This window comes from Thermodesulfovibrio sp. 3907-1M, from assembly GCF_040450955.1.
Lineage (GTDB): Bacteria > Nitrospirota > Thermodesulfovibrionia > Thermodesulfovibrionales > Thermodesulfovibrionaceae > Thermodesulfovibrio > Thermodesulfovibrio autotrophicus.
On sequence record NZ_CP144373.1, the window covers coordinates 1,760,384 to 1,785,678 of the forward strand.

Consider the following 25,295-nt stretch of genomic DNA (forward strand, 5'->3'; position numbering starts at 1 on the left):
ATTAAAGTTCAACAGCCCTCCGTGAAATCTTTATTGCGCAGAACTCACCACACATGCTGCAGACTTTTTCATCCTGAAGTGGTGGTCTTTGAGCTCGCATGGAGCTTACTTTTTCAGGGTCAAAGGACAGAGCAATCTGAGCCTGCCAGTCAAAGTTTCTTCTTGCTTCTGCCATTTTGTTGTCTCTCTGCCATGCCTGAGGTAACCCCTTTGCAAGGTCTGCTGCATGGGCAGCAATCTTTGATGCAATAACCCCTTCCTTTACATCTTCCTTATCAGGAAGCCTTATATGCTCTGAAGGAGTAACGTAGCAGAGAAAATCAGCACCGTACATCCCTGCAAGAGCACCACCAATTGCTGCTGCAATGTGGTCATAACCCATCGCACAGTCTGTTACAAGAGGACCAAGAACATAAAAAGGTGCTTCCCTGCATATGCTTTTCTGAAGTTTAATGTTTGTCTGCACATGATTCAGTGGAAGATGCCCGGGTCCTTCAATTATGCACTGAACTCCTTCTGATACAGCTATTTCCTTCAGTTTACCAATGGTTATGAGTTCAAGCAACTGATATTTATCTGTTGCATCAGCAAGACATCCTGGTCTCAATCCATCTCCAAGACTAAGTGTGAGATCATACTTTTTTGCAATCTCAAGAAGTCTGTCAAACTGCTCATAAAGTGGATTTTCTCTTCCATGATAACACATCCAGTCTGCAAGGATTGAACCTCCTCTGCTTACAATTGGTAAAACTCTCTCACCGGATTTAAGCATCTCAACAATCTTCATGGTAACACCGCAGTGAACTGTTACAAAATCAACTCCATCCTTTGCATGCTCCTCAATTACATCAAATATATCGTCAACGGTCATCTTTACTATGCTTCCATACTTTTCAATTGCCCTTACAGCAACCTCATAAACTGGAACAGTTCCAACACTTACAGGAGAATGCTTTATCACTGCTCTACGCATCTCTTTAAGTGGACCTCCTGTGGAAAGGTCCATTACTGCATCAGCACCGTAATGGACAGCTATCTCAAGCTTTTCAAGCTCTTCATTGAGGTCTGTTTTATCTTTTGATGTTCCAATATTGGCATTTATCTTGGTTTTTAATCCTTTTCCTATTCCAAGAGGCTTTATATCACGAAGAACATTCCTTGTTATAACTGCCTTTCCTTCTGCAATATTTTTAGAAAGCATTTCAGGTGAGATACCTTCCTCTTTTGCAACCTCTTTTACTTCATCGGTAATTATTCCCTTTTTTGCTAACTCAATTCTTGTCATGGCTTTTCTCCTAAAATTTCATTGAATTTTTTCACTGTTCCTTCAATGTCCTTCTGCCCTAAAATTCCGCTTATCATGGCCACTCCATCACAATAGGGCATTACTTCATGGAGATTGTCAAGCTTGATTCCTCCAAGAGCAAAAACTTTGCATTTAACAGCCTCTTTTACCTCTTTTAACTTATCTATTCCCTGTGGCTTTCCTTTCATTGGAGTATGAAAAACAGGGCTAAAGGTTATAAAATCAGCCCACTCTGAAGCTTCCTTTGCCTCCTCCACTGAATGGGTTGATACACCTATGATAAATCTATCCTTCCATACCTTTCTTACAACATGAGCAGGAAAACCGCTCTGGGGAAGATGAACTCCATCAGCATCAATAGCCAGAGCTACATCAATTCTGTCATTTATGAATAGTAAAGCGTCATTTCTTTTTGTTATCTCACGCATTTTTTTTGCAAGAAAATAAAGCTCCTTTGCAGTCAAATCCTTTTCTCTTAGTTGAAAAGCCTTAACACCTGCCTTAAGAGCCTTTTGCACTGCCTCTAAAAAAGCTTCTTCTTGAGGAAAAAGCTTTCTATCACCTATGAGATAAAGTTTATACTTCATGTAAGCATTCCCTCAATTGGTGAGCTTGCAGAGGCATAAAGCTTTTTAGGAATTCTTCCTGCCTTGTATGCAAGCCTTCCAGCAATCCATGCATGCTTCAGTGCTTGAGCCATCATAATTGGATCTTTGGCGCCTGCAATTGCAGTGTTTACAAGAACTGCGTCACAGCCAAGCTCCATTGCCTGTGATACATCAGAGGCTGTTCCTACTCCTGCATCAACAATTACAGGAACATTTACGGTCTCAAGAATTATCTTTATGTTGTAGGGATTTCTTATTCCAAGTCCTGAGCCAATGGGGGCACCAAGAGGCATAACTGCTGCAGCACCTGCATCAACAAGTCTTTTTGCTGTTACAGGGTCATCATTTGTGTATGGAAAAACAATAAAGCCTTCTTTTGCAAGAATCTCTGTTGCCTTAAGAAGCCCGCATACATCAGGGAAAAGTGTTTTTTCGTCACCAATTACCTCAAGCTTGACCATGTCTGACACACCTGCTTCTCTTGCCAATCTTGCATACCTAAGGGCATCTTCCACTGTGTAACAACCTGCAGTATTGGGAAGAATTTTGTATTTCTTTGGATCAATGTAATCAAGAAGATTTTCCTTTGAGCGGTCTATGATGTTTACTCTTCTTACTGCCACTGTTACCACATCTGTTCCGGAAGCTTCAATTGCACGGGCAGTTTCCTCAAAGTTTTTGTATTTACCTGTTCCAACCCATAGCCTTGACTTAAACTCAATACCTCTGATAATTAATGGATCATCCATTTTATCCTCCTCCAACAAAGTTGACGATCTCAATTGAGTCGCCTTCTTTTATTTTATGCTCACTGAATCTATCTCTTTTAATTATTTCAAGGTTAACCTCAACAACAACCCTCTGAGGATTTATCTCAAGCTCCTGTAAAAGCTCTGCTATTGTAGTTGCCTTCACCTCCATATCACTGCCATTTACCCTTACTTTCATAAAACCTCCAAAATAAAAAGCCCCTATCCCTGAAGGATAGAGGCTGGTTTTTAGCTCAGTCTCTCCCTTTCCCTACGCCGGCATTACCCGGATCAGGTTCAAGGGGTCTTCCCTCATCGGGAACTCTCAGGTCCTTTGACCTCCCCCAGGGATTAATTAATTGTATAAATTTATAACTGAATCTGTCAATGTGCCATTAACTAATTTGACAAACAAATCGTTTTTTATTTAGAATTGTTTTAATGATACCGAAAATAAAATGGACACCGCAGAGGCTTGCTATTTTGAAGTATCTTGATGGAAATAAACAACATCCATCAGCAGAGGAGATTTATGAAGCCTTATCAAAGGATTTCCCTACAATGTCAGTTGCAACAGTTTACAATGTTTTAGAGTTTTTAAAAACAACGGGCAAAGTTAAAGAGATTCATGTTGATCCTGAGAAAAGAAGATTTGATCCTGATACAACTGAACATCATCATGCAATATGTGTAAGATGTAAAAAAGTTTTTGACATTTATCAAAAAGTTGAGCTTCCTGATTTGTATCAGTATCTTCCTCAGTTTGACATTCTTGATGCTCAATTAACAGTACATGTTTTATGCCCTGAATGTAAAAAGAAAAAAGACATCAAAGTGGGATTGAAAGAATATAAATGCTCTCAATGTGATTCAATCAGAACAGCAAAGCACAAACCTCAGAAATGTCCTTCCTGCGGAAGCAGAGGCACTTTGGAAGAACTTAAACATCAAAATTAAAAAAAATCAATTCATTAAAAACGGAGGTGCTTTATGATAAGCAATGAGCTTATGAGTAAACTGCAGAAAGCAGTTGCAAGAGAGCTTCAGGTAAGCATTCAGTACATGTGGCAACATGTTCTGGCAAAGGGAATCAAAGCAGAGGCAGTGGGTAAACTTTTTAAGGAATTTGCTATTAATGAAATGATTCATGCTGAAAAGATTGCAGAAAGAATTGCCTTTTATGGAGGCATCCCAACAACACAACCAGACCCAATAACAATTGGTAAGAACCTCACGGAAATGCTTCAGATTGACAAAAAAGCAGAAGAGGAAGCTGTTGCGCTTTACAAAGAAATTATCAAAATGGCTGAGAAAGAAGAAGACTATGTAACAAGGAAGCTCTTTGAGCAGATTCTTGAAGAAGAAGAGATTCATCTTGATAAATTCAGTTCTCTTCTTGAGGAATAAAAATGAAGCCAGTGGAATTAAAAAATCAGATTTACTGGGTTGGCGTTGTTGACTGGGCAATAAGAGATTTTCACGGTTATGAAACACCTCATGGAACAAGTTATAACAACTATCTTATAGTTGATGACGAACCAGCACTGCTTGATGCAGTTCATCATGATTTTGTTCATATTTCAATTGAAAACATCTCAAGAATCATTGAGCCTAAAAAAATAAGGCACATTGTAATAAATCACATTGAAAATGACCATGCTACAGGACTGGAAAAGATTTTAGAGATTGTTCCAAATGCAAATCTTTACATGACAGAAAGAGCCAAAAAGGGATTAAGCAGATTTATGGATTTATCCAGATATAAAGTCAATGTGGTAAAATCAGGAGATAGCCTCAAAACTGGAAAAAGAACCCTCCATTTCATTGAAACACCTATGATGCATTGGCCTGACTCCATGTTTACCTATATTAAAGAAGAAAAACTGCTCGTAAGTCAGGACGCTTTTGGTCAGCACATGGCAACTGTAGAGAGATTTGATGATGAGTTTGTTCAGAGCCGTTCAATGGAAGAGCTTGAAGATGCTGTTATTGATTACTATGCAAACATTCTTATGCCCTATGGAAATGTTATTAAGGCGAAAATTGAGGAAATAAAAAAGCTTGGCATTGAGATTGAAATGATAGCTCCAGACCACGGGGTTATTTGGCGTTCTCACATAGACAAAGTATTGAGTCTTTATTCTAATATGGTTGATGCAAAAGCAAAATTAAGTGCAGTTATAGTCTATGATACAATGTGGCACAGCACTGAGCAGATGGTCTTTCCAATTGCAAAGGGGCTTGAAGATGAAGGGATTCCTGTAAAAATAATTAAACTCAGAGCAACTCCAAAATCAGTGGCAGTAAAGGAAGTTTGGAAGTCAAGGGGGGTTATAGTTGGTTGCCCCACATTAAATAATGGAGTTTTCCCATCAGTTGCTGAGTTTTTAAGTTATCTTAAAGGTCTAAGACCTAAAAACAGGCTATTTGCTGCATTCGGGAGTTATGGCTGGTCTGGTGAGGCAGTAAAAGACATGTATGAAATAGCTAAAGCAATGAAACTTGATGTTTTTGAACCGGGTATAAGAGTTTTATACAAACCATCAGAGGAGGATCTGGCTAAATGCTATGAGTTTGGCATAGCCTTTGGAAAGGCTTTAAAAGAATATCATGCAAAAATGGAGGTGTAAAAATGGAAAAAACACTTAAGAATTTGATGGAAGCCTTTGCAGGTGAGTCTCAGGCAAATAGAAAATATCTTGCCTTTGCAAAGAAAGCAGAGGAAGAAGGATACCCCGCAGTTGCTAAACTTTTCAAAGCTGCTGCTGATGCTGAAACGATTCATGCAATGAATCACCTAAAAGCTGCAAATGGAATTAAAAGCACAAAAGAAAATCTTGAAGCTGCCATCAGTGGAGAAACCTATGAATTTGAAAGCATGTATCCACCAATGATTAAAGATGCAGAAGCAGAAGGTGCTACTCAGGCAAAAAGAAGCTTTTACTATGCTAATGAAGTGGAAAAGGTTCATGCTGAGTTATTCAAAAAAGCCCTTGAAAATCTCGATAAAAAACTGGATGCTGACTACTATGTCTGTCAGGTATGCGGGCATACAGTAGAAGGTGAACCACCAGATAAATGTCCTGTTTGTGGTGCTCCCAAAAAGATGTATAAAAAAATTGAATAAACCAAAGCTCCCTCCATTCTGGAGGGAGCTTTTACAAAAAAAATGAAAATTCTTGCTATACTGGGTTCACCAAGAAAGGGAAACTCTGAAATGCTTCTCAATGAAGCAATAAAGCTCTGTAGTGAAAAAAATTATGAGATAAATCTCATAAAAGCATGTGAACTAAACATCTCAGGCTGCACTGCCTGTGATGGCTGTAAAGATACGGGTGAATGCATTATTCATGATGATATGGATAAAATCTATCCTTTACTAAGAGAGGCAAACAGAATCATAATTGCATCACCCATATTCTTTTTTGGTGTTCCAGCCCAATTAAAGCTTATTATTGACCGATGTCAGTGCTTCTGGTATGAAAAATATGTTTTAAAAAGACCGATTCCGGAAAAAGAGTTTAAAAGAAAAGCTCTCATCATGCTTGTTGGTGGGATGAAAAAGGGACAAATTGGAGTTACCTGTTCAGAGGCAACACTGAAAGCCTTTCTCAGAACAATCAATGTGAGTGAGCACAGAACAATCTCTTACCTCGGATATGAAGAACCCGGCTCTTTATTGAAAAATTATGAGGTAATCAATGATTTAAAAAACGCTGTGATAGAATTGTTAGAAAATGATTGAATATGTCCAGTTTTTTCCCACACTAAGATGTAATAAAACATGTGACTTCTGTTTTAACAGGGCAAATCGCTCTTTTGAATCTGTAGAGTTTCCTCCAGATAAAATTGAAGATTTTGTAAATATTTTAAAAAGAAACAATGTTCTACACCTTGATATCCTTGGTGGTGAGCCTTTTCTTTATGAAGCTCTTGATGAGCTAGTGAAATCAGCCATTGATCATGAAATAAAAGTAACTATCAGCACAAATGGAAGTTTTGAGGAAAGAATAGAAAGGCTATTGAAACTTAATAAAAATTCCAGAATACAGATCGGAGTATCCATCAATGATGGAATAAATCAAAGTCTTCTTGATTTAATAAAAAAACATAAGTTATGGATTAAAAGCGTTATATCAAGAAAACATACTCCTCACAGAGAAATCATAGAATTTGCAAAAAACAATGGGATTGATTATTATTTAATCTACATGGACGCTGTAACAGAAAAAGATTTAGAGCTATCAATGCCTTTTTATGAATTTATGAAACTAATTGAAGAATTAAAAAATCAGTATTCGGGTATAAAGCCTGTTTACTGTAAGGGATTTACAGGTGGAGATAAGAAATATCGTTGTCCTGCAGGAACGGAAAAAATAACTGTCATACCCGATGGAGCAGTTTATCCCTGTTATCTTCTATCAGGATTTGACGAGTTCTGCATAGGTAATGTTTTTCAAAATTCTCTTTATGAGATTCTCAACTCTCACAAATTTAAAATTTTTAAAACTCTCCTTAACAATTCATGTAATAATAAATCATGTAACATAAAAGAAAAATGCAGGGGAGGTTGTGTTGCTCACAGTATTATTCACTATAATAATTTCAGTAAATCAGACCCAAGATGCAATACTAAAAATCACGAGGAATGTGAACGGTGATACAATATTTAAAACAAAGGAGGACTGGTATGGGAGAGATGTTAAAAGTAAAAAATCTCCATGTTTCTGTTGAAGGCAGAAGAGTTCTTGAGGATATTAATTTTTCCCTTGATTATGGAGAAATAGCAGTTCTTTTCGGACCAAATGGTGCTGGTAAGACAACATTTATAATGACATTGATGGGATTCCCGAAATATAAAATTGAGAAAGGTAAAATAATCTTTAAAGGTGTGGACATTACACATATGGATATTTCTGAAAGAGCAAAACTTGGAATGGGAATATCCTTTCAGAGACCTCCTGTTGTAAGAGGTGTAAGTTTAAGGAAGCTTCTTAAAATTGTGAGCAATGGCAAAAACACAGATGATGAAATTCTAAAATATGCTGAAAAATTGAATCTTACAAATCACTTAGACAGAGACGTAAATGACGGTTTCTCAGGAGGTGAGGTAAAAAGAGCAGAGTTATTGCAATTACTAATGCAGAAGCCAGAACTTGTTTTTATTGACGAACCAGAAAGTGGAGTTGATCTTGAAAACATCGTATTAATCGGTGAAATGACAAATCATCTTCTTGGAAGAGACCAGAGAGTTAAAGATGTAAAAAGGAGCGCAATTGTAATAACCCACACAGGATATATACTTGACTACATCAATGCTGACAGAGGATACATACTTTTTAATGGGAAACTCATGTGCAGGGGTAATCCAAGAGACATACTATCTGAAATAAAGAAAAATGGCTACAGGAGGTGCGCCACATGCCAGTAAGCAAGAAATACTTAGAGGAAATCCGCAAAAGAGCTGAAAAAGCCTTAAACAAACCAGCAGTTTATGGAGAGGATATAGATTTAACAAAATTTCAAAAATACATTGAAAGAAGCAAAATTGAGTCTCTTGAGCTTCTTCCAGAGCTTGCAAAAGAAGCTGCATTGATGGCAGGCGTTGATGTGGAGGAAAAAGAGCGTTCAGGCTCTTATCTACAGATGGACCACTCAGTAGTATATAAAAGGCTGAGTAAACTTTATGAAGGCAAGGTTGAACTGATGAGCACAAATGAAGCAGTTGAATCCTATGACTGGCTTGAAGAGTATTTCTGGAGAATTGTTCAGCCTGATACTGATAAATACACTGCTCAGGTTGCATTAAATCCTACGCATGGATACTTTATAAGAATTCTGCCAGGGCAGAAGCTTGATTATCCACTTCAAACCTGTCTGATGATTGCAGAAGGCTATATTAGCCAGAATGTCCATAATATAATTATTGTTGAAGAAGGAGCAGAGCTTCATGTAATTACAGGTTGCACTCTTTCAAGGTCTGACGCAACTGGAATCCATCTTGGAATTTCAGAGTTTTATGTTAAAAAAGGTGGAAAGCTTTTCTTCACAATGATACATAACTGGGCTGAAAACTTTTATGTTAGACCAAGAACAGCAGTTATGGTTGAAGAAGACGGAGTTTATGTAAACAATTATGCTCTGCTAAAACCCGTAAAATCCATTCAGTCATTTCCCGTGGTTTATTTAAAAGGAGACAGAGCCTCAGCAAGGTTTAATACAGTAATTTACGGGCTTAAAGATTCATACATTGACCTTGGCTCTAAAATAATCTTTGAGGGGAAAGACACCAAAGGAGAATCTCTTGCAAGAACCATTGCTGACCATAAAAGTGTTATTTACTCCCGTGGTGATCTTATTGCAAAAACAAGAGAATACTGTATGGGTAGACTTGACTGTAGAGGTATTATATTTTCAAAAGAAGCATCTATATATGCAATACCCCAGCTTATTTCGTATGGAGCAGATAGAGCAGACCTTTCCCATGAAGCATCAATAGGTCCTATATCAGAGGAACAGGTTGAGTATCTTATGTCAAGGGGAATGACAAAGGATGAGGCAACAAGCCTTATTACAAGCGGATTTCTGAATCTTGACATACCATTCCTGCCTGAAATAATAGACAAACATATAAAGGAAGTGATTCAGATAACATCAAAGGAGTCAATGTAAAAAGCATCGGACAAGATGTCCGGGAGCTACCTCACGAAGGGAAGGAGGCTCAACCCTGCACTCCTTCCCTTTATATTTACATCTTGGATAAAATACGCATCCCTGAGGTAAATTTTTAAGGTCCGGAACACTACCCGGAATGCCTTCTATTTTCTTTCCTTCTACAGGCATGCAATCCAGAAGAGCTCGGGTATAAGGATGCAGAGGATTTTTAAAAATCTCCTCCACATCTCCCATCTCCATGATTCTCCCTGCATACATAACCATCATTCTATCAGCGTACTCGCCAAGAATGTTCATGTCATGAGTTATTAAAATCATGGCTTTTTCCTTTTCTTTAATTAAAAAATAAAGAAGATCAAGAATTTCTTCCTGCACAGTTACATCCAGTGCAGTAGTGGGTTCGTCCGCTATTATAAGCTCGGGCTCACATGCTATTGCCATTGCTATCATAACTCTCTGACGCATTCCACCTGAAAGCTGATGGGGATAGTTATTGATTATATGGGCTATTTTAAGCTCGTTAAATATTTGTTCCGTTCTTTTTATTGCTTCTTTCTCAGACATATTAAAATGATAGATAAACATCTCTGCGACCTGATAGCCTGCTTTCAGAACAGGATTTAAAGAGACCATAGGGTCCTGAAATATACAGGAAATCTCTTTACCTCTGATTTTTCTTATCTGAGAAGAATCAAGAGCAAGAATATCTGTATTTTTAAATATTAATCTGCCCGTAACTCTGAAATAATCTGGCAAAAGATTTATTATTGAGAGTCCTGTTAGAGTTTTTCCGCTGCCACTCTCGCCAACAATAGAAAATATCTCACCCTTTTTTACATGAAAATTGATATCATCTATGATAGCAGCATTTTTATAAAATGTCCTTAGATTTTGAACCTGAAGTAGCACTTCACTTATTTAAAGCTTCCCGAAGAGCTTTGCTCATTTTAAAATGTATTGCTCTCTGAGCTGGAACTTTAATCTTCTCACCTGTTTTTGGATTTCTTGCAGTTCTTTCAGGTCTTTGTTTTACTTTAAAATTGGCAAATCCTCTTATCTCAATCTTTTCACCCCTTGATAGGGTTTCTGTCATACAATCAAAAATCATATCTATTATTGTCTCAATTTGTTTTTTTGTTAAAATATCAATTTTTTGAGAAACCCTTTCAATTAGCTCTGATTTTTTCATATCTGTCCTCCCTGTCTGTTTAAATAATTTTAATTCTGCAATACCGGTGAATATAAATAATAAACCTGTATATAAGGCAAAATCTTTTTTATCAATGACTCAGTATCACTTTTTAAAAGTTCAATTAACAGCGTTGATTTCTTCGTTACTATCTCTGGTTCACCTTTTATTTTAGCAAGCTGAGCAGCCACTTTTATTGCATAATCAAGATCACCTATCTCATCTACAAGTCCGAGCTCTTTAGCTTTCAGTCCTGTGAATACTCTTCCATCAGCTATTTTTCTTACTTTTTCTACTGGAATTTTCCTTCCTTCAGCCACAGCTTTGATAAACTGTTCATGAACATCATCTATCAATCTTTGCAATACTTCTTTTTCATCACTCTGTAAAGGCTTAAAAGGAGATGTAATGTCTTTGTATCTGCCACTTTTTATAACTTCTGCCTTAACTCCAATTTTGTCAAGCAAACCTTTTATATTGGGTATCTCTATCAATACTCCTATTGAGCCTGTAAGTGTTCCTGGATTAGCAATTATTTTTGTAGCAGGGCAGGAAATATAATAGCCTCCTGAGGCAGCTACAGAACCCATAGAAACTACAACAGGTTTCACAGAGATTGTTCTTTTTATTTCTTCATACATTTCCTGTGATGGAACAACAGCACCACCAGGGCTATCCACACGTATTACAATAGCTTTTATTGAGGGATCCTTTCTGTATTGTTTTATTTCATCAATTGCTTGCTTAGAGTCTACAATAACACCTTTAATATTAACGATAGCCACTTTGCCAGGAGAAAGCCCGCTTTCCATAATGGTTATAATAAGGCTCAACAAAAGCAGAATTCCAATGATAATAAATAATATTTTAAGCGGTTTATTTTTCATTTTCTCCTGTCTTTTTCATGCTTAATCCGATTTTTCTTTTATCTCTGTCTACTTTTACAACCACAACCTTTATTTCATCTCCTTCTTTCACAGGTTTGCTTTTATCAATCTCAGAGTTATAAACCAATCCTTCAACAATTCCTTCAATATCAACAAATAATCCGTGTTCAGTTTGTTTAATTACCTTGGCATTGTAAACTTCTCCAACTTTAAACCTCTCTGGAATTTCATTAATCCATGGATCTTCAGTAAGCTGTTTTACGCCCAGTGAAAGTTTTTCCTTTTCAGGTTCTAAATTTAAAATAACAGCCTCAATTTTTTGTCCTTTTTTAAAAAATTGTGAGGGATGGTCAACATGTTTTGTCCATGAAATGTCAGATATATGAATGAGTCCATCAACTCCTTCTGGCAGTCTTACAAATACTCCAAAATCTGTTATTGTTTTTACTCTTCCTGTAATCCTATCGCCCACTTTGTATTTTTTAGCAACCACTTCCCATGGTTTGGGCTTCAGTTGTTTAAGGCTTAGAGAGATTTTTCTCTTTTCTTTATCAATATCAAGAACTTTTACATTTATCCATTCATCCACTTCTGCATAATATGTTGGATGCTTTGGAGTTGTCCAGTCAAGTTCACTTAAATGAATCAGTCCTTCAACTCCCTCTTCAAGCTCAACAAAAATACCAAACTCCTCAATTTTTGTTACTTTCCCTCTAACTTTCATGCCTGGTAGGTATTTTTTTTCAATATTTTCCCATGGATCAGGATTTTTCTGCTTATATCCAAGTGTTATTCTTTCAGTCTCCGAGTCAACTTTCAATACAATAAATTCATACTCCTTACCTGTTTCAAAAAACTGAGAAGGATGTTTAACTTTGCCCCAGGATATGTCAGAAATATGAAGAAAACCATCAAGCCCGCCAAGATCAACAAAAACTCCATAGTTTGTTATATTTTTCACAACGCCTTTTATTTTCAGTCCTTCTCTTATTTTTTCAGATATTTCCTTTTTAAGTTTTTCCCTTTCTTCCTGTAGATAAGCTTTTCTTGAAAAAATTAAAGAAGTTTTAAGATTTCTCCACTGTCCATAAAGATTTTTGGGCGGCTCAATTTTTTCTATCTTTACTTTAAAAGTTTTTCCTGTGTATTCATCAAGATTTCTCGGTTTTCTCAGTTCAAGCAATGAAGCAGGTATAAAACCATTTATACCATAAAAGAGCGTTAAAACGCCTCCCTTTGTTTTTCCAGTAACCTTTACTTCAACAGGCTGTCCTTTTTCATAAGCATCCATAAGAATTTCCCATCCCTTTATTTTCAATGCCCTTTCTCTTGACAGAGATATTACTCCCTGGGCATCATCTATTTTTTCAATAAAAACCTCTATTTGATCTGCTTCTTTAACATTCTTCAGCTCTTCTTCTGAAAATTCATTGAGTGGGATAATTCCCTCAAATTTATATCCCACATCCACTATTACTCCATCATTTCTTACTCCTATTATTTTACCTTTTACGATCTCTCCTCTTTCTAAATGAGAAAGTGAGGCTTCATAGAGACTTTCCAATTCTTGTTTTTCACTGATCTCACTCTGCATGGTCCAGTTCCTCCTTACTTTTATAAACTTTTTATTTTATCAATTACTTCATCAATAATCCACTGAGGAGTTGATGCTCCTGCTGTAATACCAATTTTTTTAGCAGATTTAACCCAGTCTTTGTCAATCTCTTGAGCATCTTCTATATGATATGTTTTTACACCAATCTTTCTACAAAGATTGGCAAGCTGGGTTGTATTTGCACTATTTTTACCTCCTACAACAATCATAACATCAACTTCTCGGGCAACTTTCTCTGTTGCCTCAAGCCTTCTGGATGTAAAATTACATAAAGTGTTGAAAATTCTTATCTCTTCAAATTCATTTTGGGAGTTTACTATTTTGTTTACTATCTCCTTAACCTTTGAGATTGGCTGAGTTGTCTGTTGAATTATACCAATTTTTTTATTTAAAGCTGGAGTTTCATCAGAGCCTATTACAGCAGCTTTTTCACCGGCATAACTGAAAATTCCTTTAACTTCAGGATGTTCCCTGTCACCGATAATGAGAACCTGATAACCTTCAGATGCTAATTTTGCAGCAAGACTCTGAGCTTTTTTTACAAAAGGACATGTGGCATCAATAACCTCAATACCGAGCTTTTTAATCTCTTCAGAGTTTTCCTTCGGGATTCCATGAGCTCTGATTATCAATGTTTTTATGTTTTTTTCATGGATATCATCTATGGGATAAACGCCTAAATCTTTAAGTTTTTCTACAACCCGAGGATTATGAATGATAGGTCCTAAGGTAAAAACGCCGTCTTTATGTTTTCTAGCAACATCAAAGGCGATGTCAATAGCTCTTTTTACTCCAAAACAAAAACCAGCACCTTCTACAAGAACAATCTCTTTTAACATACTGTTTTTGATAATACATGATATCAGTCATCCTCTGCAACTTTTTTTAAAATGATTGATACAACTTCCTGAGCTGTAAGCCTTGATGTATCAATATAAAAAGCATCTTTACTGATTCTTAAGGGAGCATCTTTACGGGAGGAGTCTCTTTTGTCTCTTTCAATAACATCTCTTAATGCTTCATCAAAGGTTATTTTTTTACCTGATTGTATGAGTTGCTCAAATCTTCTGTGGGCTCTTTCTTCTGGGGATGCGTCCAGATAAAACTTTTTCCACGCATCAGGAAAAACAACTGTTGTCATATCTCTTCCTTCAGCAACAAGATTCATCTTTTCTGCAAAGCTTCTCTGAAGAGGCAGTAAAAACTCTCTTATAATCTTTTTAGCAGAAAGCTCTGATGTAACAGCACCAACTTTGGGGTCTCTAATTAACTCTGAGACATCTTCATCAGATAAAAAGACTCTACCATTTTCATAGTAAATCTTTATATTTGAAAGCTCTCTTTCTATTTCATGCTCTGTTAACAGTGAAAAATCATCAATGTTCTGAAATTTCTTAAAAAAATAGTATGCCACAGCCCTGTATAGAGCGCCTGTATCAAGATATTGAAAGCCCAATGCTTTAGCTACCTGTCTTGAAACAGTGCTTTTACCAGCACCAGAAGGTCCATCAATTGCTATTACCTTTTTCATCTCTGAAGCATCTCAAGAAGACTATAAAACTCCGGGAATGATATATCAACACAGTCTGCGTCTTTTATCACAGTTTCACCTTGTGCAATAAGTGCTGCTATGCTTAATGCCATTGCTATACGGTGGTCCTTATAAGAGTAAACCCGGGCACCTTTAAGCCTGCACGGACCTTTTATCTCAACTCCATCTTCAAACTCTTTTATTGAAACACCCATTTTACTGAGCTCTGTGGTCATTGCTTTTATTCTGTCTGATTCCTTTGCTCTTAAATCCTTAGCGTCCTTAATTACTGTGGTTCCTTCAGCCTGTGTGGCTACAACACATAAAACTGGAAATTCATCAATAAGTCTTGGAATAATCTCACCCTGAACACTCACAGCTTTAAGAGCACTAGCAGTTTTTACTGATATATCTCCCACAGGCTCTCCAGCCTGTTCTTTTAAATTAAATATCTCTATGTTTGCACCCATTGATTTTAAAACTTCAATAAAACCAGTTCTTGTCTCATTCAGGCAGACATTTTTAATTATTATCTCAGAGCCTGACACAAGGCAGGCTCCTGCAATGAAAAAAGCTGCTGATGAGAAATCATTTGGTATGACTATATCAAAAGGTTTAAGAGGATGCTCGGGTGGTGTTATTTTTATTGTATTATTGTTTATTTCAAGCTCTACCCCCATGCTTTTAAGCATCTTCTCAGTGTGATCTCTGCTTTTATGGGGTTCTGTGACAGAAGTCTCACCTTCTGCAAAAAGAGCTGCAAGCAGAATCGCACTTTTTACCTGTGCAGAGGCAATGGGCATACTATAGTTTATTGCCTTTAGATGACCTCCTTTTATCACAAGAGGTGGGAGTGTGTTTTCTGCTCTTCCCATGATGTTAGCTCCCATAAGCCTCAAAGGCTCAATAATTCGTCTCATCGGTCTTTGCCTAAGAGAGTCATCACCTGTAAGCACGCTTAAAAACGGCTGTCCTGCAAGTATTCCGCTAAGTAGTCTTATCGTTGTTCCAGAATTTCCACAGTCAATGACATTTTCAGGCTCTTTCAAGGAATGTAAACCCTTTGCATTAACCATGATCTCTTTTGCCTGTGTTATCTGAATTTCTGCTCCAAGCGATCTCATCGCAGTGAGACTGCTGAGAGGGTCTTTTGCCCATAAAAAGTTTTTTATCCTTGAATGACCCTCTGCCATACAGGCAAACATAACTGCTCTGTGAGATATGGATTTATCAGCAGGTGGAGTTATCTCGCCTTTAAGAGCTTTCGCTTTTCTAAGAAGTCTCTCCATAAGGTTTTATTATAGCATAAAAATTCTTTGTAAAATATTTTTCGCTCCTACGGATTGTTTAGTTGGAAAGCATTATTTCCCTGTAAAGAGCTTTATCAGGCAGAGCAATTTTTAATAGATTTCGCATCCGCTGTTTTTTCAGTAATAATTGCGTTGCCACAATTTACCATCAAATGGTTTCCATCCATTATTTTTTACATTACGTATGTATTCATTCGTTGTCATCGTTTTAAACCATTGTATGATTTTCTGTAGGGGCGAACCTGTGTGTTCGCCTATGTTATTGGGGCAGACACGCAGGTCTACCCGTACATTTATTATTATGAAATGGATGTGATTTGGCATTATAATGTGTTGGTCACATTGGATATCAGGAAATTTATTCATTAATTCAAAATACCATTTTTTCAATCATTTTCCCAGCATCGTTTAAAATCATTTCACCATCAACAACATCCCCAAATAAACATTGGCGGTTTTTTGTGTAAATCGTTACAAAATACGCGCCGGGTTGGGAATAAACGTATTCTTTTAAACGAATTGAACGGCGGTGGTGAATGTCGGGATTATATTTCATCCTTTCACAACCCATTTTATCAGGGCGGACACGCAGGTCCGCCACTACGTTTATGATAATTCTTCCTTTCACACACTCCTTGCTTTTTCTAACCTTGTTTTAACAAGTTCTGTCACTGCCCAGTAGACCTCTTTTCGCTCTTCATCTGTTAAGCCAAGGGCATCAAAAATTATATAATCAAGGGCTTTATGTATCATATTTTATTACCTTCAATTATTTTTATTTCTTCTTCCGTTAAAGCATAAAGTTTATAAACCAATTGGTCAATCTCTCTTTCAAGGGCTTTGACCTGAGTTTGTTTTTGCTGGTTCTCCATATAATCCTCGGATTGGGTGAGGGAGAGGATTTGGGAGACGAGGTTTTCTATCCCTTTGACTATGGGCTGGTTTTGGGGAGTGATTTTCTTCATTGGCAGTTTTCCAATATAATATTCATCAAAATGCATTGTCCTTATTGCTCTGTTATAGACAAACCAGTAGTAAAACCATTCAGCTAAGCGCGAATTCAAAATTCCCAGAATATACTCATATGAAAATCTATCGTCAGTTAAAAATGTATTCATTACTGTATCAAGCGTTAGGAAGCCTTCTTTGTCATAAGTCGCCATTATAATTATTCTGTCAAATGGATTCATAACATGAGCTACTATATTTTGAGAGATTATTTTTGGTCTCATCAGTTCCTGAATTTTTTTATTTATTAACTCGGTTTTATCCAATTTCACATAGTCAATTTTACCATATATTCTGTATTTACCGATGTTTTTACCCTTTAATATCTCAATTCCACCTTTTCCTACTACTCTTTTTTGAAATGGCAATCCTCTAAAGGTTTTTGAAATTGATGATAAAGGAAGAGAGTTCTCTCTCATTTTATAAAGAATATTTTTCTTTTGGTCATCCAAATAAACAGGGATAATATTAAGGTTATGGCAATCAGCAATTGATATCTTTCCGAGACGCAGAATATTTTTACTCCATCCTTCAAATGTAAAGAACTCATAATTCTTTTGTTGAGTATCACTTTTAAAAATAATAATCACCTGTTCTAATAATACATCCTCAAATGCCTTGCTGACATCTGCAATATCTATAAGAAGATTCTTATTTAAAACAAATTTTCTTGTATTTTCCCAACCCTCTACATAAGTAAGGCTTTTCGGAACTATGTAGGCTACTATTCCTTTAATATTAGTAATATGAGTGGCTCTTTCAATAAAAAATGATGCTGAGTTTTTTCTGGAATCAAAATATCGGTATTGATTTACAAGTTTATCTTTACTCCTTAAAACTCCACTATACGGCGGATTAGCAATTACAATATCAAAGCCACCTTTTTGATGAAATACCTCAGAAAAATAAACTTCAAAATCAAATTCTGTGTGTCCTTTTGTTATTTCTCTAATCAATTCATCAATCTGTCTTTTATATTCTTGTTTTTTCGATGGGTTTGTTTCGTTGAAATATAATGGCTTAAGTTTTTCTAATCTTCCAAATGCATCTGCATTGAATAAATCTTTTTCAACCCCCAAAAGTGAATCCCCACAAACAACCTTATAATCAAGGTTTGGAAGAGGTTTTATCTGATAAAAGTCCTCCTCATCTACAATCATTGAAAGCCAGAACCTTAATTTACAGATTTCAACTGCTCCGGGGTCTATATCAACGCCATAAAGGGAGTTTTCAATTGAGTGGCGTTTTAGTTGATAGGTGTTAATTTCCCTGTTTAGATAGATTGATAATAATTGTCTCAATTTCACAATCTCATGCATCATTCCTATTGGAAATGCTCCTGACCCAACAGCAGGGTCGCAAACTTTAATATCAGCAAGAAGTTTATCAATGAGTTCTGCGTTTTGAATGATACTTTCTGGCATTTTATGTTCGTACTTTGTTTCTTTCTGATATCCCATCTCAATTTTTTCTTTCTTTTCAATGGCGGTTCTTTCGTGCTCTAAAATTAAATCAGCATATTTAACAAACTCTTCTATGTCTTTCTTTGTACAGACAAGAATGTCTGTGCTACACAAGTAACTTATTAAACTCTCCTGACACATATAATGGACAATTTCTCTTGGTGTATAATAAACACCGTATTCTTTATTAAACTTTGTCTCTTCTCCCTTTTTACCCGACTTCAAAACCTTTACATACTCATCAAAATTATCAGGTCTGATGGCATTTAATTTCTCATAGATTTTTCCAAGAAGCTCTGGGTCAAGGGCAACCTCTTTTTCAAGTGGCTCTTCTTCATTAACTGTGAAGTTGTATCTATCAAAAACATCTAAAATTCCATCGCCAATATCGCCTTCTTTTGTTCTGTTGCTATTTGAAAAAAGTTCATTTGGTAAAAGCAAATCAACATTTTCCCAGTCAAAATCATTTATTGGGTCAAAAAGCCCACCATTTAAAAATGGAATCTTACAATTAAATCTGTTGTAATAATGGTCATATGCAGTTCTATCAGTTCTTAATGCCTCATAAAAGAGTGGTTCAAGTATATCGTTATAAAAGTTTTTGTAATCTCCGAATTCCCTATTAAATAATCTTCTTATGAAATCCTTTGGGCCTGTTCCCCAAAGTTTTCCTCTTTCAACTCCAAACCATCCTTTTTTCTGAAGAAAATATAAAAATACAATTTGACCGAGAAGTTTTTTTGCAAAGTCAACGGTATTGATGTTTTTATTTTGGAACTCCCGCTGAACAATTTGGCTATTTTTTACGATTTTATCGAGTTCTAATTTTGTTCTTATGAACAGGTCTCTATACTTTTCAAAAAATTCTTTTGTTACAACCTCTATATCAAAGGCTTTTTCTAAATCTTCAAGGGTTGGCTTTAGCTCATCATTTTCAAGTATTGGTAAAAATCTACTTTGGGCAGTATGGCTTTTTTCATTTTTGCCAACCAAAAATGACCATCTCTTTGCAGGTGTGAATTCTTCTTTGACTTTTACTTTGCCAACTGGTGTTTCCTCAAAGCGATAATCCATCTTAACGAGAGAAAAACGCCAATCCTCTTCATCTGGTGAGACAAAGGCAACAAGGGCTGCGTCTTTTTCAGTGGTTGTCCCGAGTCTTCCCCTTAAGTATTCAGCAACAAAATTTCTCTGAGCAGTTCTTGCTCTGTAAAGGGATGTTCCTCTTTTTAAATTCACAACCAATATATCAATCTTATTACCAATTTTGTCCTCATACCTACCAACTCTTTCCCAGGAACTTATAAAATTAAGGTATCTTTCAGTGACCCCCTGTATGCCAGACCTTGGTTCAAGGGCTTTTGTTCTGTTATAACTTTTCAGTAGATTGGTAACGAAATTAACAAAGTTAGATTTGTTAAAAGGATTTTCAAATGTTTCAACTATAATTTTTTTTGCCTGTTCTCTATTCATTTTCGTTTATTTCTTCAATCATCTTTTTGATAACTTCTTAAAATTCCGGTATTTTTTCTTTAATGACTTTCCACAAAACTCTCATATATAAACCACCTCTTGCAAGATAATCTTCCCTATATATGGTTTCAGTGCAGATTTCATAACAAGATCAACTTTAACTTTCAACTTCTTTGATAAAAAATCTTTAAGCTCAATGTAAGTCCAGAGGTCAGGAACTTCGTAAAAATCAACAAGAATATCAAGGTCGCTTCTCTTTCTCTGCTCCTCTTTTATATAAGAGCCAAAAATTCCTATCTCGCTAACCTTGTATTTTTCTTGAAGCAAAGGCTTTAATTCTCTTAATTTTTCTTTTATCTCTTCAATTTTTTTCATCTTCATCGCCCTCAAGATAAAGTGATAGAATGACCTCCCTTTTCCCTTCTGTTATAGCAGAGGTTTCCGCATAGTGGCTTTTAAGAAAAGCAGGTGGAATCTCTCGCTGGAGTGTTCCGATAACTTTTATTGGATTTTGAAGCTCGTTGCCAAGGGTATTCAGTGCTTTAAGAGTCTTCTGGACTGTCTTTTTAGGCAGTGAGCCTTCTTCAAGTCGGGTTATTACTTTTCTAAGATATTCTTCCTGCTCTTCTGTTAATTGACTGCTATTCTTTTGGGTCACCTTCAAGATTTTCAGGAGTTCATCATAACTACTTCTTCCACCTCGCCTTCGTGTTTCGATTATTCCCTCAATGGTTGAATTAAAAAAGGCAGTTTTATTTTTATCAAGCAGCTCGTAATATTCCTTTAAAGGCAGTTTTGCCCTTTTTGCATCAGTTGAGCTTTCAAGAATCTTTGCAGCACTTAAAAAGTCAAGTTCAACAGTTTTTCCCTTATTTGATAAAAAGAATTTCATAAGTTTCCCTTTTCTAAAAAATGTGAGCAATGCATCAGGAGAAACATAATCTTTCAAATCTTCAGAAAATATCTTTGCTGAGCGAGCCTTTTTGGGAAGTCTTTTTATTCTTTCAAAAAGCTCTGGATTATTATTACGAATATCTTCAATGATTTTTAAATACTTAAGCTCACTTTCTTCTTCCTCATCATCTCCTGTAATGGTCTTCTTTGAAAGGAGTTTATCAAATAATTCATGAGATGAAACAGGCTCTCCTTCTGTAAGAATTGCTGAATCGCCTCCAAGTAAGGTCAAAAAAGCCTCTATCTTTGAGCGGGCAATGTTTGTTAGTTCAATTTCAGAATCCGCCCTGCTTGTTGGAAAGAAGTTAAAGGTATATATTTTATCAAATTTTGTATCTACACGATTTACTCGCCCAATTCTTTGCATTAGCCGAGTTGGATTCCAGGGGATGTCATAGTTTATAACGATATTTGAACGATGAAGGTTAACACCCTCTGAAAGGACCTCGGTTGAGATAAGTATTCTGTAATCGTCTTTTTTGTTTCTTGCCCTTGCATCAAAATTCTCTATGACTTTATCTCTGATGCTTCCAGAAGACCCCCCATGAAAAAGTAGTGCAATTTCGCCAAACTCTTTATTTATGTTTTGGGTCAAATACTCTGCGGTCTCTTTTGATTCAGTGAAAATGATTATTTTGTCGCTTCCTTTCAAAACATGGTGAGATTTCAAATTTTTAAGAAGTGTTTCAAGCTTCGGGTCACGCTTAATTTCTTCCCACATGGATTTTATTTTTTTCAAAATTTCAAGATCATTCTTTAAGTCTTCTTCAAAATCAGGGTTGAAATCCTCGCTTTTATATCTCTCTGCTTTACCTTCTTCTATCAACCTCTGAATTTCTTCATCATCACCCTGTTCCAGTAGTTCAAAGATTTTATTTATATATTTCTTGCTAATATATACATTTCCCTTTTCATACTCTTGAATAAACATTTTGTAAGACCTGATAAATCTATCAATACTTTTCCTAAAGGCGTAAAAACTGCTTTCAAGGCGTTTTACAAGCAAAACTTTCATAAATCCACCCATATTTCGCTGGGATTGCCGTTCAAGTGGAGTGATGGGCTTATTTAAATAGAGTAACGGCATATAACGAGCATATTTAAAATCTTGAGTTATCATTTTCACAGTTTCCATGAAGATTTTATCTTCTTTATCGCTTAATTGATAATAAAATGGCTTGGGATCTTCAACTTCTGGGAATTTGACATTGTTTATCTTTAAATCCTCTGCAAAATATTTTTCAATCTCTTTTCTTGTCCTTCTAACCATCAGATGTTTTAAAACTTTATCACGGATTTCTTTTGCATTATTTTTTATTAATTCAAGGTACTCCTCGTAGTCTTCTTGACGGTCAATTCCTATTAATCTCCCTTCAAGTCCTACAAAGAATAGTTCAAGGTTTGGAATCCCTGGAATATTACTCTTTTTTGTATTCTGAAAAAGTTTAATCTGGGCAATAATGTCTCTTGGTGAATTATTATATGGCGTTGCAGATACCAAAATCACTCTTTTTCCTCTACAGATTTCAGCAATATCTTCATAACTTATCGTTGTTTCTGTCCTGAAGCGGTGCGCTTCATCTATGATTATGTTTTTTACGGGATGTTCTGTGTTTTCATATCTTTCCACAAATGCCTTCGCTTCATCAAGCTTCCCAATAGAGCAACATTTGGCGGGAATGTGAAAGTCGCGGATTACATTTGTCCATGAGCCTGGGTTGTTTTCATTAAGAAGTGCTGGCGGTGCAATAACAAGAGTCCTTCCATCAAGTTGTCCTGCAAGCATAGTGGCAACATAGGTTTTCCCAAGACCCACCACATCAGATATGAAAACCCCTCCATATTCTTCAAGGATCTTCTTTGCATTTAAGACAGCCTGCTCCTGATATTTTAATTTTTTGAAGTCCTCCGGTAGATATTTAGCAAAAATCTCATCAACTCTGCTGAGTTCATCCTTAAAATATTCATACAAAAATTTAAGATAGAGCTCATAGGGTGTAATGTTCTGATTGAGCCAGGTCTTCTCTTTTATCGTTTCAACATATTTTTCACTAACATCAACAGCATCTTTCCATAACTCCTCAAATTTTTCCTTTGCAAATTCATAATCTGCACGGCTCTTAAGCTCAACATTAAATTCAAGATTATCGTTAAGCCCAGATTGAGTAAAATTACTTGAACCTGTGATGACCCTTCCTACATCCCTGTCTCCTTCCTTAAAAGTCATAATGTATAGCTTTGCATGAAGGTTTTGAGAGGGATAAGCTCGTATCTCAAGTTTCCCGGAGTTTATCCATTCAATAAACTTCTGCACGCCTGATTCAACATTATCACTGTCTTCTGATTCAGCCATCTCATCTTCAATCAGTTTTTCTATTGTCTGCTTTGCCTCGTAATGGGATAGCCTCTCTTGTTCTGTCTTCTTTATCAGATCGTAGGATTCTTTTGACATGCCAATTCCCACAAGAATTCTCAGCTTTTCAGTATTTTCCAGTGCTTCATAAATTAAATGAAATCCGCTTACATAAAAGTAAGCTACAAGGCAATCAAAGAATTTGCAGTCTTTTATTAGCTGTTTAAAGCGATCTTTAAGTGTCTTACCATCTTCATTTAGTATAAATGTCAGGTCAAGATTCATTCCCCCATTATCAATCAAGCTCCTGCCTTAAGTTTTTTGCTTCCTCTATAAATTTTTTGACTCTTTCAAGCTCTTTTCTATAAAGCATCTGTTTGACCTCTTCAAGCTTTTTTGTAAAAATTTCAAGGCAGTGTAAGACATTTTTATCATTCATTGCGAAAATATCAGCCCAGAGTTCTGGAGAGCTTTTAGCAATTCTCGTTGTGTCTTTAAATCCAGAGCCAGCGTATTTTATAAGATTTTTATCCATCTCCGCCACAGTGTTTACAAGGCAGAAGGATACCAGGTGGGGAAGATGACTTACAAGAGCATAAATTCTGTCATGTTCTGAAGGAGTCATGAACTCAACCTGGGCTCCTGTTTTAGTCCATAGTTTCGCAATTCTTTCTAAGGCAGATTTGTCAGTTTTCTCTGTGGGAGTAATGACGACCTTTGAACCCTCAAAAAGATGAGCTTTTGCATGCTCAAATCCTGTTCTGTCTGAACCAGCAATAGGATGTGTTCCAACAAAGTAAACGCCTTGTGGCATTAATCTTTCAAGTTTATTAACCACTTCTTCCTTAACACTTCCCACATCAGTAATCACTGTTCCTCTTTTAAGATAAGAAACCATTTCTGAAGTAATTTTTTCAAATACTCCCAGAGGGGTTGCAAGAACAATGAGTTCTGCTTCGCAAGCCTCTTTAAGAGAATCTGTATAGGTATCTATTATGCCAAGCTTAAGAGCTTTTTTAAGCCTTTCCTCGTTTCTTCCATATCCAATAATTTTATCAGCTAAGCTTTTTTCTTTTAATGCTAAGGCTAATGAGCCTCCAATTAACCCAACTCCAATAATTGATACAGTTTTAAATCCATCCTCCATTACACTTCCCTGCCAATAGCCTCTGCCACAGCTTTGACTTTTTTCATCACTTCTTTAAACTGCTCTGGAGTTAAGGATTGTTCTCCATCAGATAGAGCTTCTTCAGGATTTGTATGAACCTCAATTAAGAGCATGTCAGCACCTGCAGCAACAGCTGCAACTGCCATTGGACCAACAAGCTCACGCTTTCCTACTCCATGACTTGGGTCCACTGCAACAGGTAAGTGGCTGACTGACTTAAGAAGTGGAACAGCGCTCAGGTCAAGGGTATTTCTCGTTGCTGTTTCAAAGGTTCTGATTCCTCTTTCACAGAGTATGACCTTTTCATTTCCTCTTGAAAGAATATACTCTGCTGCCATAAGAAGCTCTTTTATTGTGGCAGACATTCCTCTTTTAAGTAAAACAGGCTTGTCCACTGAACCAACTTCCATAAGAAGCTTAAAATTTTGCATGTTTCTTGTGCCAATTTGAAGAATATCAACATAATCAAGCATTACATCAATGTCTCTTGGATCCATGATTTCGCTAATAATTGGAAGTCCTGTTCTTTCCTTTGCCTCTTTGAGATATTTAAGTCCTTCAACACCAAGCCCCTGAAAGGAGTAAGGTGATGTGCGAGGCTTAAAGGCACCACCTCTTAAGAACGTTGCTCCAGAAGCCTTAACTTTTTCAGCAATATCAAGAAGTGTAACCCTGTTTTCCACAGCACACGGACCTGCTGCAATGTGAACTCTTTTGCCTCCTATCACGGTATTATCAACCTGAATTACTGTATCAGTCTTTTTGAAGTCTCTGCTTGCCAGTTTGTAGGGCTTGAGAATTCTTACAACATCCTCAACTCCTGGAATTGCTCTTATAGCATTTTCCTCATCTTCTGTTACCTTTGATGTGTCTCCAATAACTCCGATGATTGTTCTTTCTGCTCCTCTTGAGATGTGGGGCTTAAGTCCCTTTGCTTCAAGTTTTTTTACAATCTTTTCAATCTGCTCATCAGTTACATCAGGTCTTAATACAATAATATCCATGC

Annotated in this window: 27 protein-coding genes and 1 riboswitch; of the genes, 8 read left to right on the forward strand and 19 right to left on the reverse strand. The window is 36.4% G+C overall.

The window, feature by feature from the left end; translation table 11 throughout:
- Window position 1: 1 nt before the first annotated feature.
- The 4 genes from thiC to thiS are packed head-to-tail and all read right to left on the reverse strand — an operon-like array spanning window position 2 to window position 2,862.
- Window positions 2-1,285: a phosphomethylpyrimidine synthase ThiC gene (gene thiC, locus V4D30_RS09210; protein WP_353684030.1), complete on the reverse strand. Its 1,284-nt coding sequence runs from the start codon at window positions 1,283-1,285 to the stop codon at window positions 2-4.
- On the reverse strand, window positions 1,282-1,893 hold the full coding sequence (gene thiE, locus V4D30_RS09215; protein WP_353684031.1) for a thiamine phosphate synthase: 612 nt from the start codon (window positions 1,891-1,893) through the stop codon (window positions 1,282-1,284). Before thiE ends, thiC begins: the two co-directional genes overlap by 4 nt.
- Window positions 1,890-2,663: a thiazole synthase gene (locus V4D30_RS09220; protein WP_353684032.1), complete on the reverse strand. Its 774-nt coding sequence runs from the start codon at window positions 2,661-2,663 to the stop codon at window positions 1,890-1,892. Before V4D30_RS09220 ends, thiE begins: the two co-directional genes overlap by 4 nt.
- Before the next feature lies 1 nt (window position 2,664).
- Window positions 2,665-2,862: a sulfur carrier protein ThiS gene (gene thiS, locus V4D30_RS09225; protein ID WP_353684033.1), complete on the reverse strand. Its 198-nt coding sequence runs from the start codon at window positions 2,860-2,862 to the stop codon at window positions 2,665-2,667.
- Between the two features lie 51 nt (window positions 2,863-2,913).
- Window positions 2,914-3,019: riboswitch (TPP riboswitch) on the reverse strand.
- An 85-nt stretch (window positions 3,020-3,104) separates the two neighbouring features.
- On the opposite strand from thiS, the gene V4D30_RS09230 reads away from it, so the two are divergent.
- Genes V4D30_RS09230 through V4D30_RS09265 form a run of 8 tightly spaced genes read left to right on the forward strand, consistent with a single transcriptional unit; the run spans window position 3,105 to window position 9,335 of the window.
- Window positions 3,105-3,620 carry a transcriptional repressor gene (locus V4D30_RS09230; protein WP_353684034.1) on the forward strand — a complete coding sequence of 172 codons (516 nt, stop codon included), beginning with the start codon at window positions 3,105-3,107 and terminating at the stop codon, window positions 3,618-3,620.
- 33 nt (window positions 3,621-3,653) lie between these two features.
- Window positions 3,654-4,070 carry a ferritin-like domain-containing protein gene (locus V4D30_RS09235; protein ID WP_353684035.1) on the forward strand — a complete coding sequence of 139 codons (417 nt, stop codon included), beginning with the start codon at window positions 3,654-3,656 and terminating at the stop codon, window positions 4,068-4,070.
- Between the two features lie 2 nt (window positions 4,071-4,072).
- Window positions 4,073-5,293 (forward strand): FprA family A-type flavoprotein, encoded by a 1,221-nt coding sequence (locus V4D30_RS09240; protein WP_353684036.1) that lies wholly within the window; start codon window positions 4,073-4,075, stop codon window positions 5,291-5,293.
- A 2-nt stretch (window positions 5,294-5,295) separates the two neighbouring features.
- The gene (locus tag V4D30_RS09245; protein ID WP_353684037.1) at window positions 5,296-5,790 is read left to right on the forward strand and encodes a rubrerythrin family protein; all 495 of its coding nucleotides are present in this window, start codon (window positions 5,296-5,298) and stop codon (window positions 5,788-5,790) included.
- A 42-nt stretch (window positions 5,791-5,832) separates the two neighbouring features.
- Window positions 5,833-6,408, forward strand: a complete 576-nt coding sequence (locus tag V4D30_RS09250) for a flavodoxin family protein (protein WP_353684038.1) — start codon at window positions 5,833-5,835, stop codon at window positions 6,406-6,408.
- Window positions 6,401-7,324: a radical SAM/SPASM domain-containing protein gene (locus V4D30_RS09255; RefSeq protein WP_353684039.1), complete on the forward strand. Its 924-nt coding sequence runs from the start codon at window positions 6,401-6,403 to the stop codon at window positions 7,322-7,324. The genes V4D30_RS09250 and V4D30_RS09255 overlap by 8 nt, the downstream gene beginning before the upstream one ends.
- A 38-nt stretch (window positions 7,325-7,362) precedes the next feature.
- Window positions 7,363-8,094 carry an ABC transporter ATP-binding protein gene (locus V4D30_RS09260; protein WP_353685168.1) on the forward strand — a complete coding sequence of 244 codons (732 nt, stop codon included), beginning with the start codon at window positions 7,363-7,365 and terminating at the stop codon, window positions 8,092-8,094.
- On the forward strand, window positions 8,085-9,335 hold the full coding sequence (locus tag V4D30_RS09265; RefSeq protein ID WP_353684040.1) for a SufD family Fe-S cluster assembly protein: 1,251 nt from the start codon (window positions 8,085-8,087) through the stop codon (window positions 9,333-9,335). Before V4D30_RS09260 ends, V4D30_RS09265 begins: the two co-directional genes overlap by 10 nt.
- On the opposite strand, the gene V4D30_RS09270 is transcribed toward V4D30_RS09265, so the two are convergent.
- The 15 genes from V4D30_RS09270 to aroF all read right to left on the reverse strand — a co-directional run bounded on the left by V4D30_RS09270 (window position 9,327) and on the right by aroF (window position 25,293).
- Window positions 9,327-10,247: an ABC transporter ATP-binding protein gene (locus tag V4D30_RS09270; protein ID WP_353684041.1), complete on the reverse strand. Its 921-nt coding sequence runs from the start codon at window positions 10,245-10,247 to the stop codon at window positions 9,327-9,329. The two genes, V4D30_RS09265 and V4D30_RS09270, sit on opposite strands and share 9 nt — an antisense overlap.
- A gap of 1 nt (window position 10,248) precedes the next feature.
- Complete coding sequence (locus V4D30_RS09275) at window positions 10,249-10,527, reverse strand: HU family DNA-binding protein (RefSeq protein ID WP_353684042.1); 279 nt, start codon at window positions 10,525-10,527, stop codon at window positions 10,249-10,251.
- 29 nt (window positions 10,528-10,556) lie between these two features.
- Window positions 10,557-11,414, reverse strand: a complete 858-nt coding sequence (gene sppA, locus V4D30_RS09280) for a signal peptide peptidase SppA (RefSeq protein WP_353684043.1) — start codon at window positions 11,412-11,414, stop codon at window positions 10,557-10,559.
- Window positions 11,404-13,008 (reverse strand): 30S ribosomal protein S1, encoded by a 1,605-nt coding sequence (locus V4D30_RS09285; protein WP_353684044.1) that lies wholly within the window; start codon window positions 13,006-13,008, stop codon window positions 11,404-11,406. Before V4D30_RS09285 ends, sppA begins: the two co-directional genes overlap by 11 nt.
- Before the next feature lie 20 nt (window positions 13,009-13,028).
- On the reverse strand, window positions 13,029-13,868 hold the full coding sequence (ispH, locus tag V4D30_RS09290) for a 4-hydroxy-3-methylbut-2-enyl diphosphate reductase (RefSeq protein ID WP_353684045.1): 840 nt from the start codon (window positions 13,866-13,868) through the stop codon (window positions 13,029-13,031).
- A 23-nt stretch (window positions 13,869-13,891) separates the two neighbouring features.
- Window positions 13,892-14,560, reverse strand: a complete 669-nt coding sequence (gene cmk / locus V4D30_RS09295) for a (d)CMP kinase (RefSeq protein ID WP_353684046.1) — start codon at window positions 14,558-14,560, stop codon at window positions 13,892-13,894.
- Entirely contained in the window at window positions 14,557-15,849 is a 1,293-nt protein-coding gene (gene aroA, locus V4D30_RS09300; protein WP_353684047.1) for a 3-phosphoshikimate 1-carboxyvinyltransferase, read from the reverse strand. Before aroA ends, cmk begins: the two co-directional genes overlap by 4 nt.
- Before the next feature lie 138 nt (window positions 15,850-15,987).
- Window positions 15,988-16,236: a transposase gene (locus V4D30_RS09305; RefSeq protein ID WP_353685169.1), complete on the reverse strand. Its 249-nt coding sequence runs from the start codon at window positions 16,234-16,236 to the stop codon at window positions 15,988-15,990.
- A 4-nt stretch (window positions 16,237-16,240) separates the two neighbouring features.
- The gene (locus V4D30_RS09310) at window positions 16,241-16,498 is read right to left on the reverse strand and encodes a hypothetical protein (RefSeq protein ID WP_353684048.1); all 258 of its coding nucleotides are present in this window, start codon (window positions 16,496-16,498) and stop codon (window positions 16,241-16,243) included.
- The gene (locus V4D30_RS09315) at window positions 16,495-16,623 is read right to left on the reverse strand and encodes a hypothetical protein (RefSeq protein ID WP_353684049.1); all 129 of its coding nucleotides are present in this window, start codon (window positions 16,621-16,623) and stop codon (window positions 16,495-16,497) included. The genes V4D30_RS09310 and V4D30_RS09315 overlap by 4 nt, the downstream gene beginning before the upstream one ends.
- Window positions 16,620-19,814 (reverse strand): TaqI-like C-terminal specificity domain-containing protein, encoded by a 3,195-nt coding sequence (locus V4D30_RS09320; protein WP_353684050.1) that lies wholly within the window; start codon window positions 19,812-19,814, stop codon window positions 16,620-16,622. The genes V4D30_RS09315 and V4D30_RS09320 overlap by 4 nt, the downstream gene beginning before the upstream one ends.
- Window positions 19,815-19,895: 81 nt before the next feature.
- Window positions 19,896-20,189 carry a nucleotidyltransferase family protein gene (locus tag V4D30_RS09325; RefSeq protein ID WP_353684051.1) on the reverse strand — a complete coding sequence of 98 codons (294 nt, stop codon included), beginning with the start codon at window positions 20,187-20,189 and terminating at the stop codon, window positions 19,896-19,898.
- Window positions 20,176-23,406: a helicase-related protein gene (locus tag V4D30_RS09330; RefSeq protein WP_353685170.1), complete on the reverse strand. Its 3,231-nt coding sequence runs from the start codon at window positions 23,404-23,406 to the stop codon at window positions 20,176-20,178. The genes V4D30_RS09325 and V4D30_RS09330 overlap by 14 nt, the downstream gene beginning before the upstream one ends.
- A 10-nt stretch (window positions 23,407-23,416) precedes the next feature.
- Window positions 23,417-24,268: a prephenate dehydrogenase gene (locus V4D30_RS09335; protein WP_353684052.1), complete on the reverse strand. Its 852-nt coding sequence runs from the start codon at window positions 24,266-24,268 to the stop codon at window positions 23,417-23,419.
- Window positions 24,268-25,293: a 3-deoxy-7-phosphoheptulonate synthase gene (gene aroF, locus V4D30_RS09340; protein ID WP_353684053.1), complete on the reverse strand. Its 1,026-nt coding sequence runs from the start codon at window positions 25,291-25,293 to the stop codon at window positions 24,268-24,270. Before aroF ends, V4D30_RS09335 begins: the two co-directional genes overlap by 1 nt.
- Window positions 25,294-25,295: the final 2 nt, after the last annotated feature.

Coding starts and splice junctions, on each gene's coding strand:
- aroA (WP_353684047.1), bottom strand. CDS start 15,849: ATGGAGAGACTTCTTAGAAAAGCGAAAGCTCTTAAAGGCGAGATAACT.
- V4D30_RS09220 (WP_353684032.1), bottom strand. CDS start 2,663: ATGGATGATCCATTAATTATCAGAGGTATTGAGTTTAAGTCAAGGCTA.
- V4D30_RS09250 (WP_353684038.1), top strand. CDS start 5,833: ATGAAAATTCTTGCTATACTGGGTTCACCAAGAAAGGGAAACTCTGAA.
- V4D30_RS09315 (WP_353684049.1), bottom strand. CDS start 16,623: ATGATACATAAAGCCCTTGATTATATAATTTTTGATGCCCTTGGCTTA.
- ispH (WP_353684045.1), bottom strand. CDS start 13,868: ATGTTAAAAGAGATTGTTCTTGTAGAAGGTGCTGGTTTTTGTTTTGGA.
- V4D30_RS09230 (WP_353684034.1), top strand. CDS start 3,105: ATGATACCGAAAATAAAATGGACACCGCAGAGGCTTGCTATTTTGAAG.
- thiS (WP_353684033.1), bottom strand. CDS start 2,862: ATGAAAGTAAGGGTAAATGGCAGTGATATGGAGGTGAAGGCAACTACA.
- thiE (WP_353684031.1), bottom strand. CDS start 1,893: ATGAAGTATAAACTTTATCTCATAGGTGATAGAAAGCTTTTTCCTCAA.
- sppA (WP_353684043.1), bottom strand. CDS start 11,414: ATGAAAAATAAACCGCTTAAAATATTATTTATTATCATTGGAATTCTG.
- V4D30_RS09335 (WP_353684052.1), bottom strand. CDS start 24,268: ATGGAGGATGGATTTAAAACTGTATCAATTATTGGAGTTGGGTTAATT.
- V4D30_RS09265 (WP_353684040.1), top strand. CDS start 8,085: ATGCCAGTAAGCAAGAAATACTTAGAGGAAATCCGCAAAAGAGCTGAA.
- V4D30_RS09305 (WP_353685169.1), bottom strand. CDS start 16,236: ATGAATAAATTTCCTGATATCCAATGTGACCAACACATTATAATGCCA.
- V4D30_RS09330 (WP_353685170.1), bottom strand. CDS start 23,406: ATGAATCTTGACCTGACATTTATACTAAATGAAGATGGTAAGACACTT.
- V4D30_RS09275 (WP_353684042.1), bottom strand. CDS start 10,527: ATGAAAAAATCAGAGCTAATTGAAAGGGTTTCTCAAAAAATTGATATT.
- V4D30_RS09260 (WP_353685168.1), top strand. CDS start 7,363: ATGTTAAAAGTAAAAAATCTCCATGTTTCTGTTGAAGGCAGAAGAGTT.
- cmk (WP_353684046.1), bottom strand. CDS start 14,560: ATGAAAAAGGTAATAGCAATTGATGGACCTTCTGGTGCTGGTAAAAGC.
- V4D30_RS09285 (WP_353684044.1), bottom strand. CDS start 13,008: ATGCAGAGTGAGATCAGTGAAAAACAAGAATTGGAAAGTCTCTATGAA.
- V4D30_RS09325 (WP_353684051.1), bottom strand. CDS start 20,189: ATGAAAAAAATTGAAGAGATAAAAGAAAAATTAAGAGAATTAAAGCCT.
- V4D30_RS09255 (WP_353684039.1), top strand. CDS start 6,401: ATGATTGAATATGTCCAGTTTTTTCCCACACTAAGATGTAATAAAACA.
- thiC (WP_353684030.1), bottom strand. CDS start 1,285: ATGACAAGAATTGAGTTAGCAAAAAAGGGAATAATTACCGATGAAGTA.
- V4D30_RS09320 (WP_353684050.1), bottom strand. CDS start 19,814: ATGAATAGAGAACAGGCAAAAAAAATTATAGTTGAAACATTTGAAAAT.
- V4D30_RS09240 (WP_353684036.1), top strand. CDS start 4,073: ATGAAGCCAGTGGAATTAAAAAATCAGATTTACTGGGTTGGCGTTGTT.
- V4D30_RS09245 (WP_353684037.1), top strand. CDS start 5,296: ATGGAAAAAACACTTAAGAATTTGATGGAAGCCTTTGCAGGTGAGTCT.
- V4D30_RS09235 (WP_353684035.1), top strand. CDS start 3,654: ATGATAAGCAATGAGCTTATGAGTAAACTGCAGAAAGCAGTTGCAAGA.
- aroF (WP_353684053.1), bottom strand. CDS start 25,293: ATGGATATTATTGTATTAAGACCTGATGTAACTGATGAGCAGATTGAA.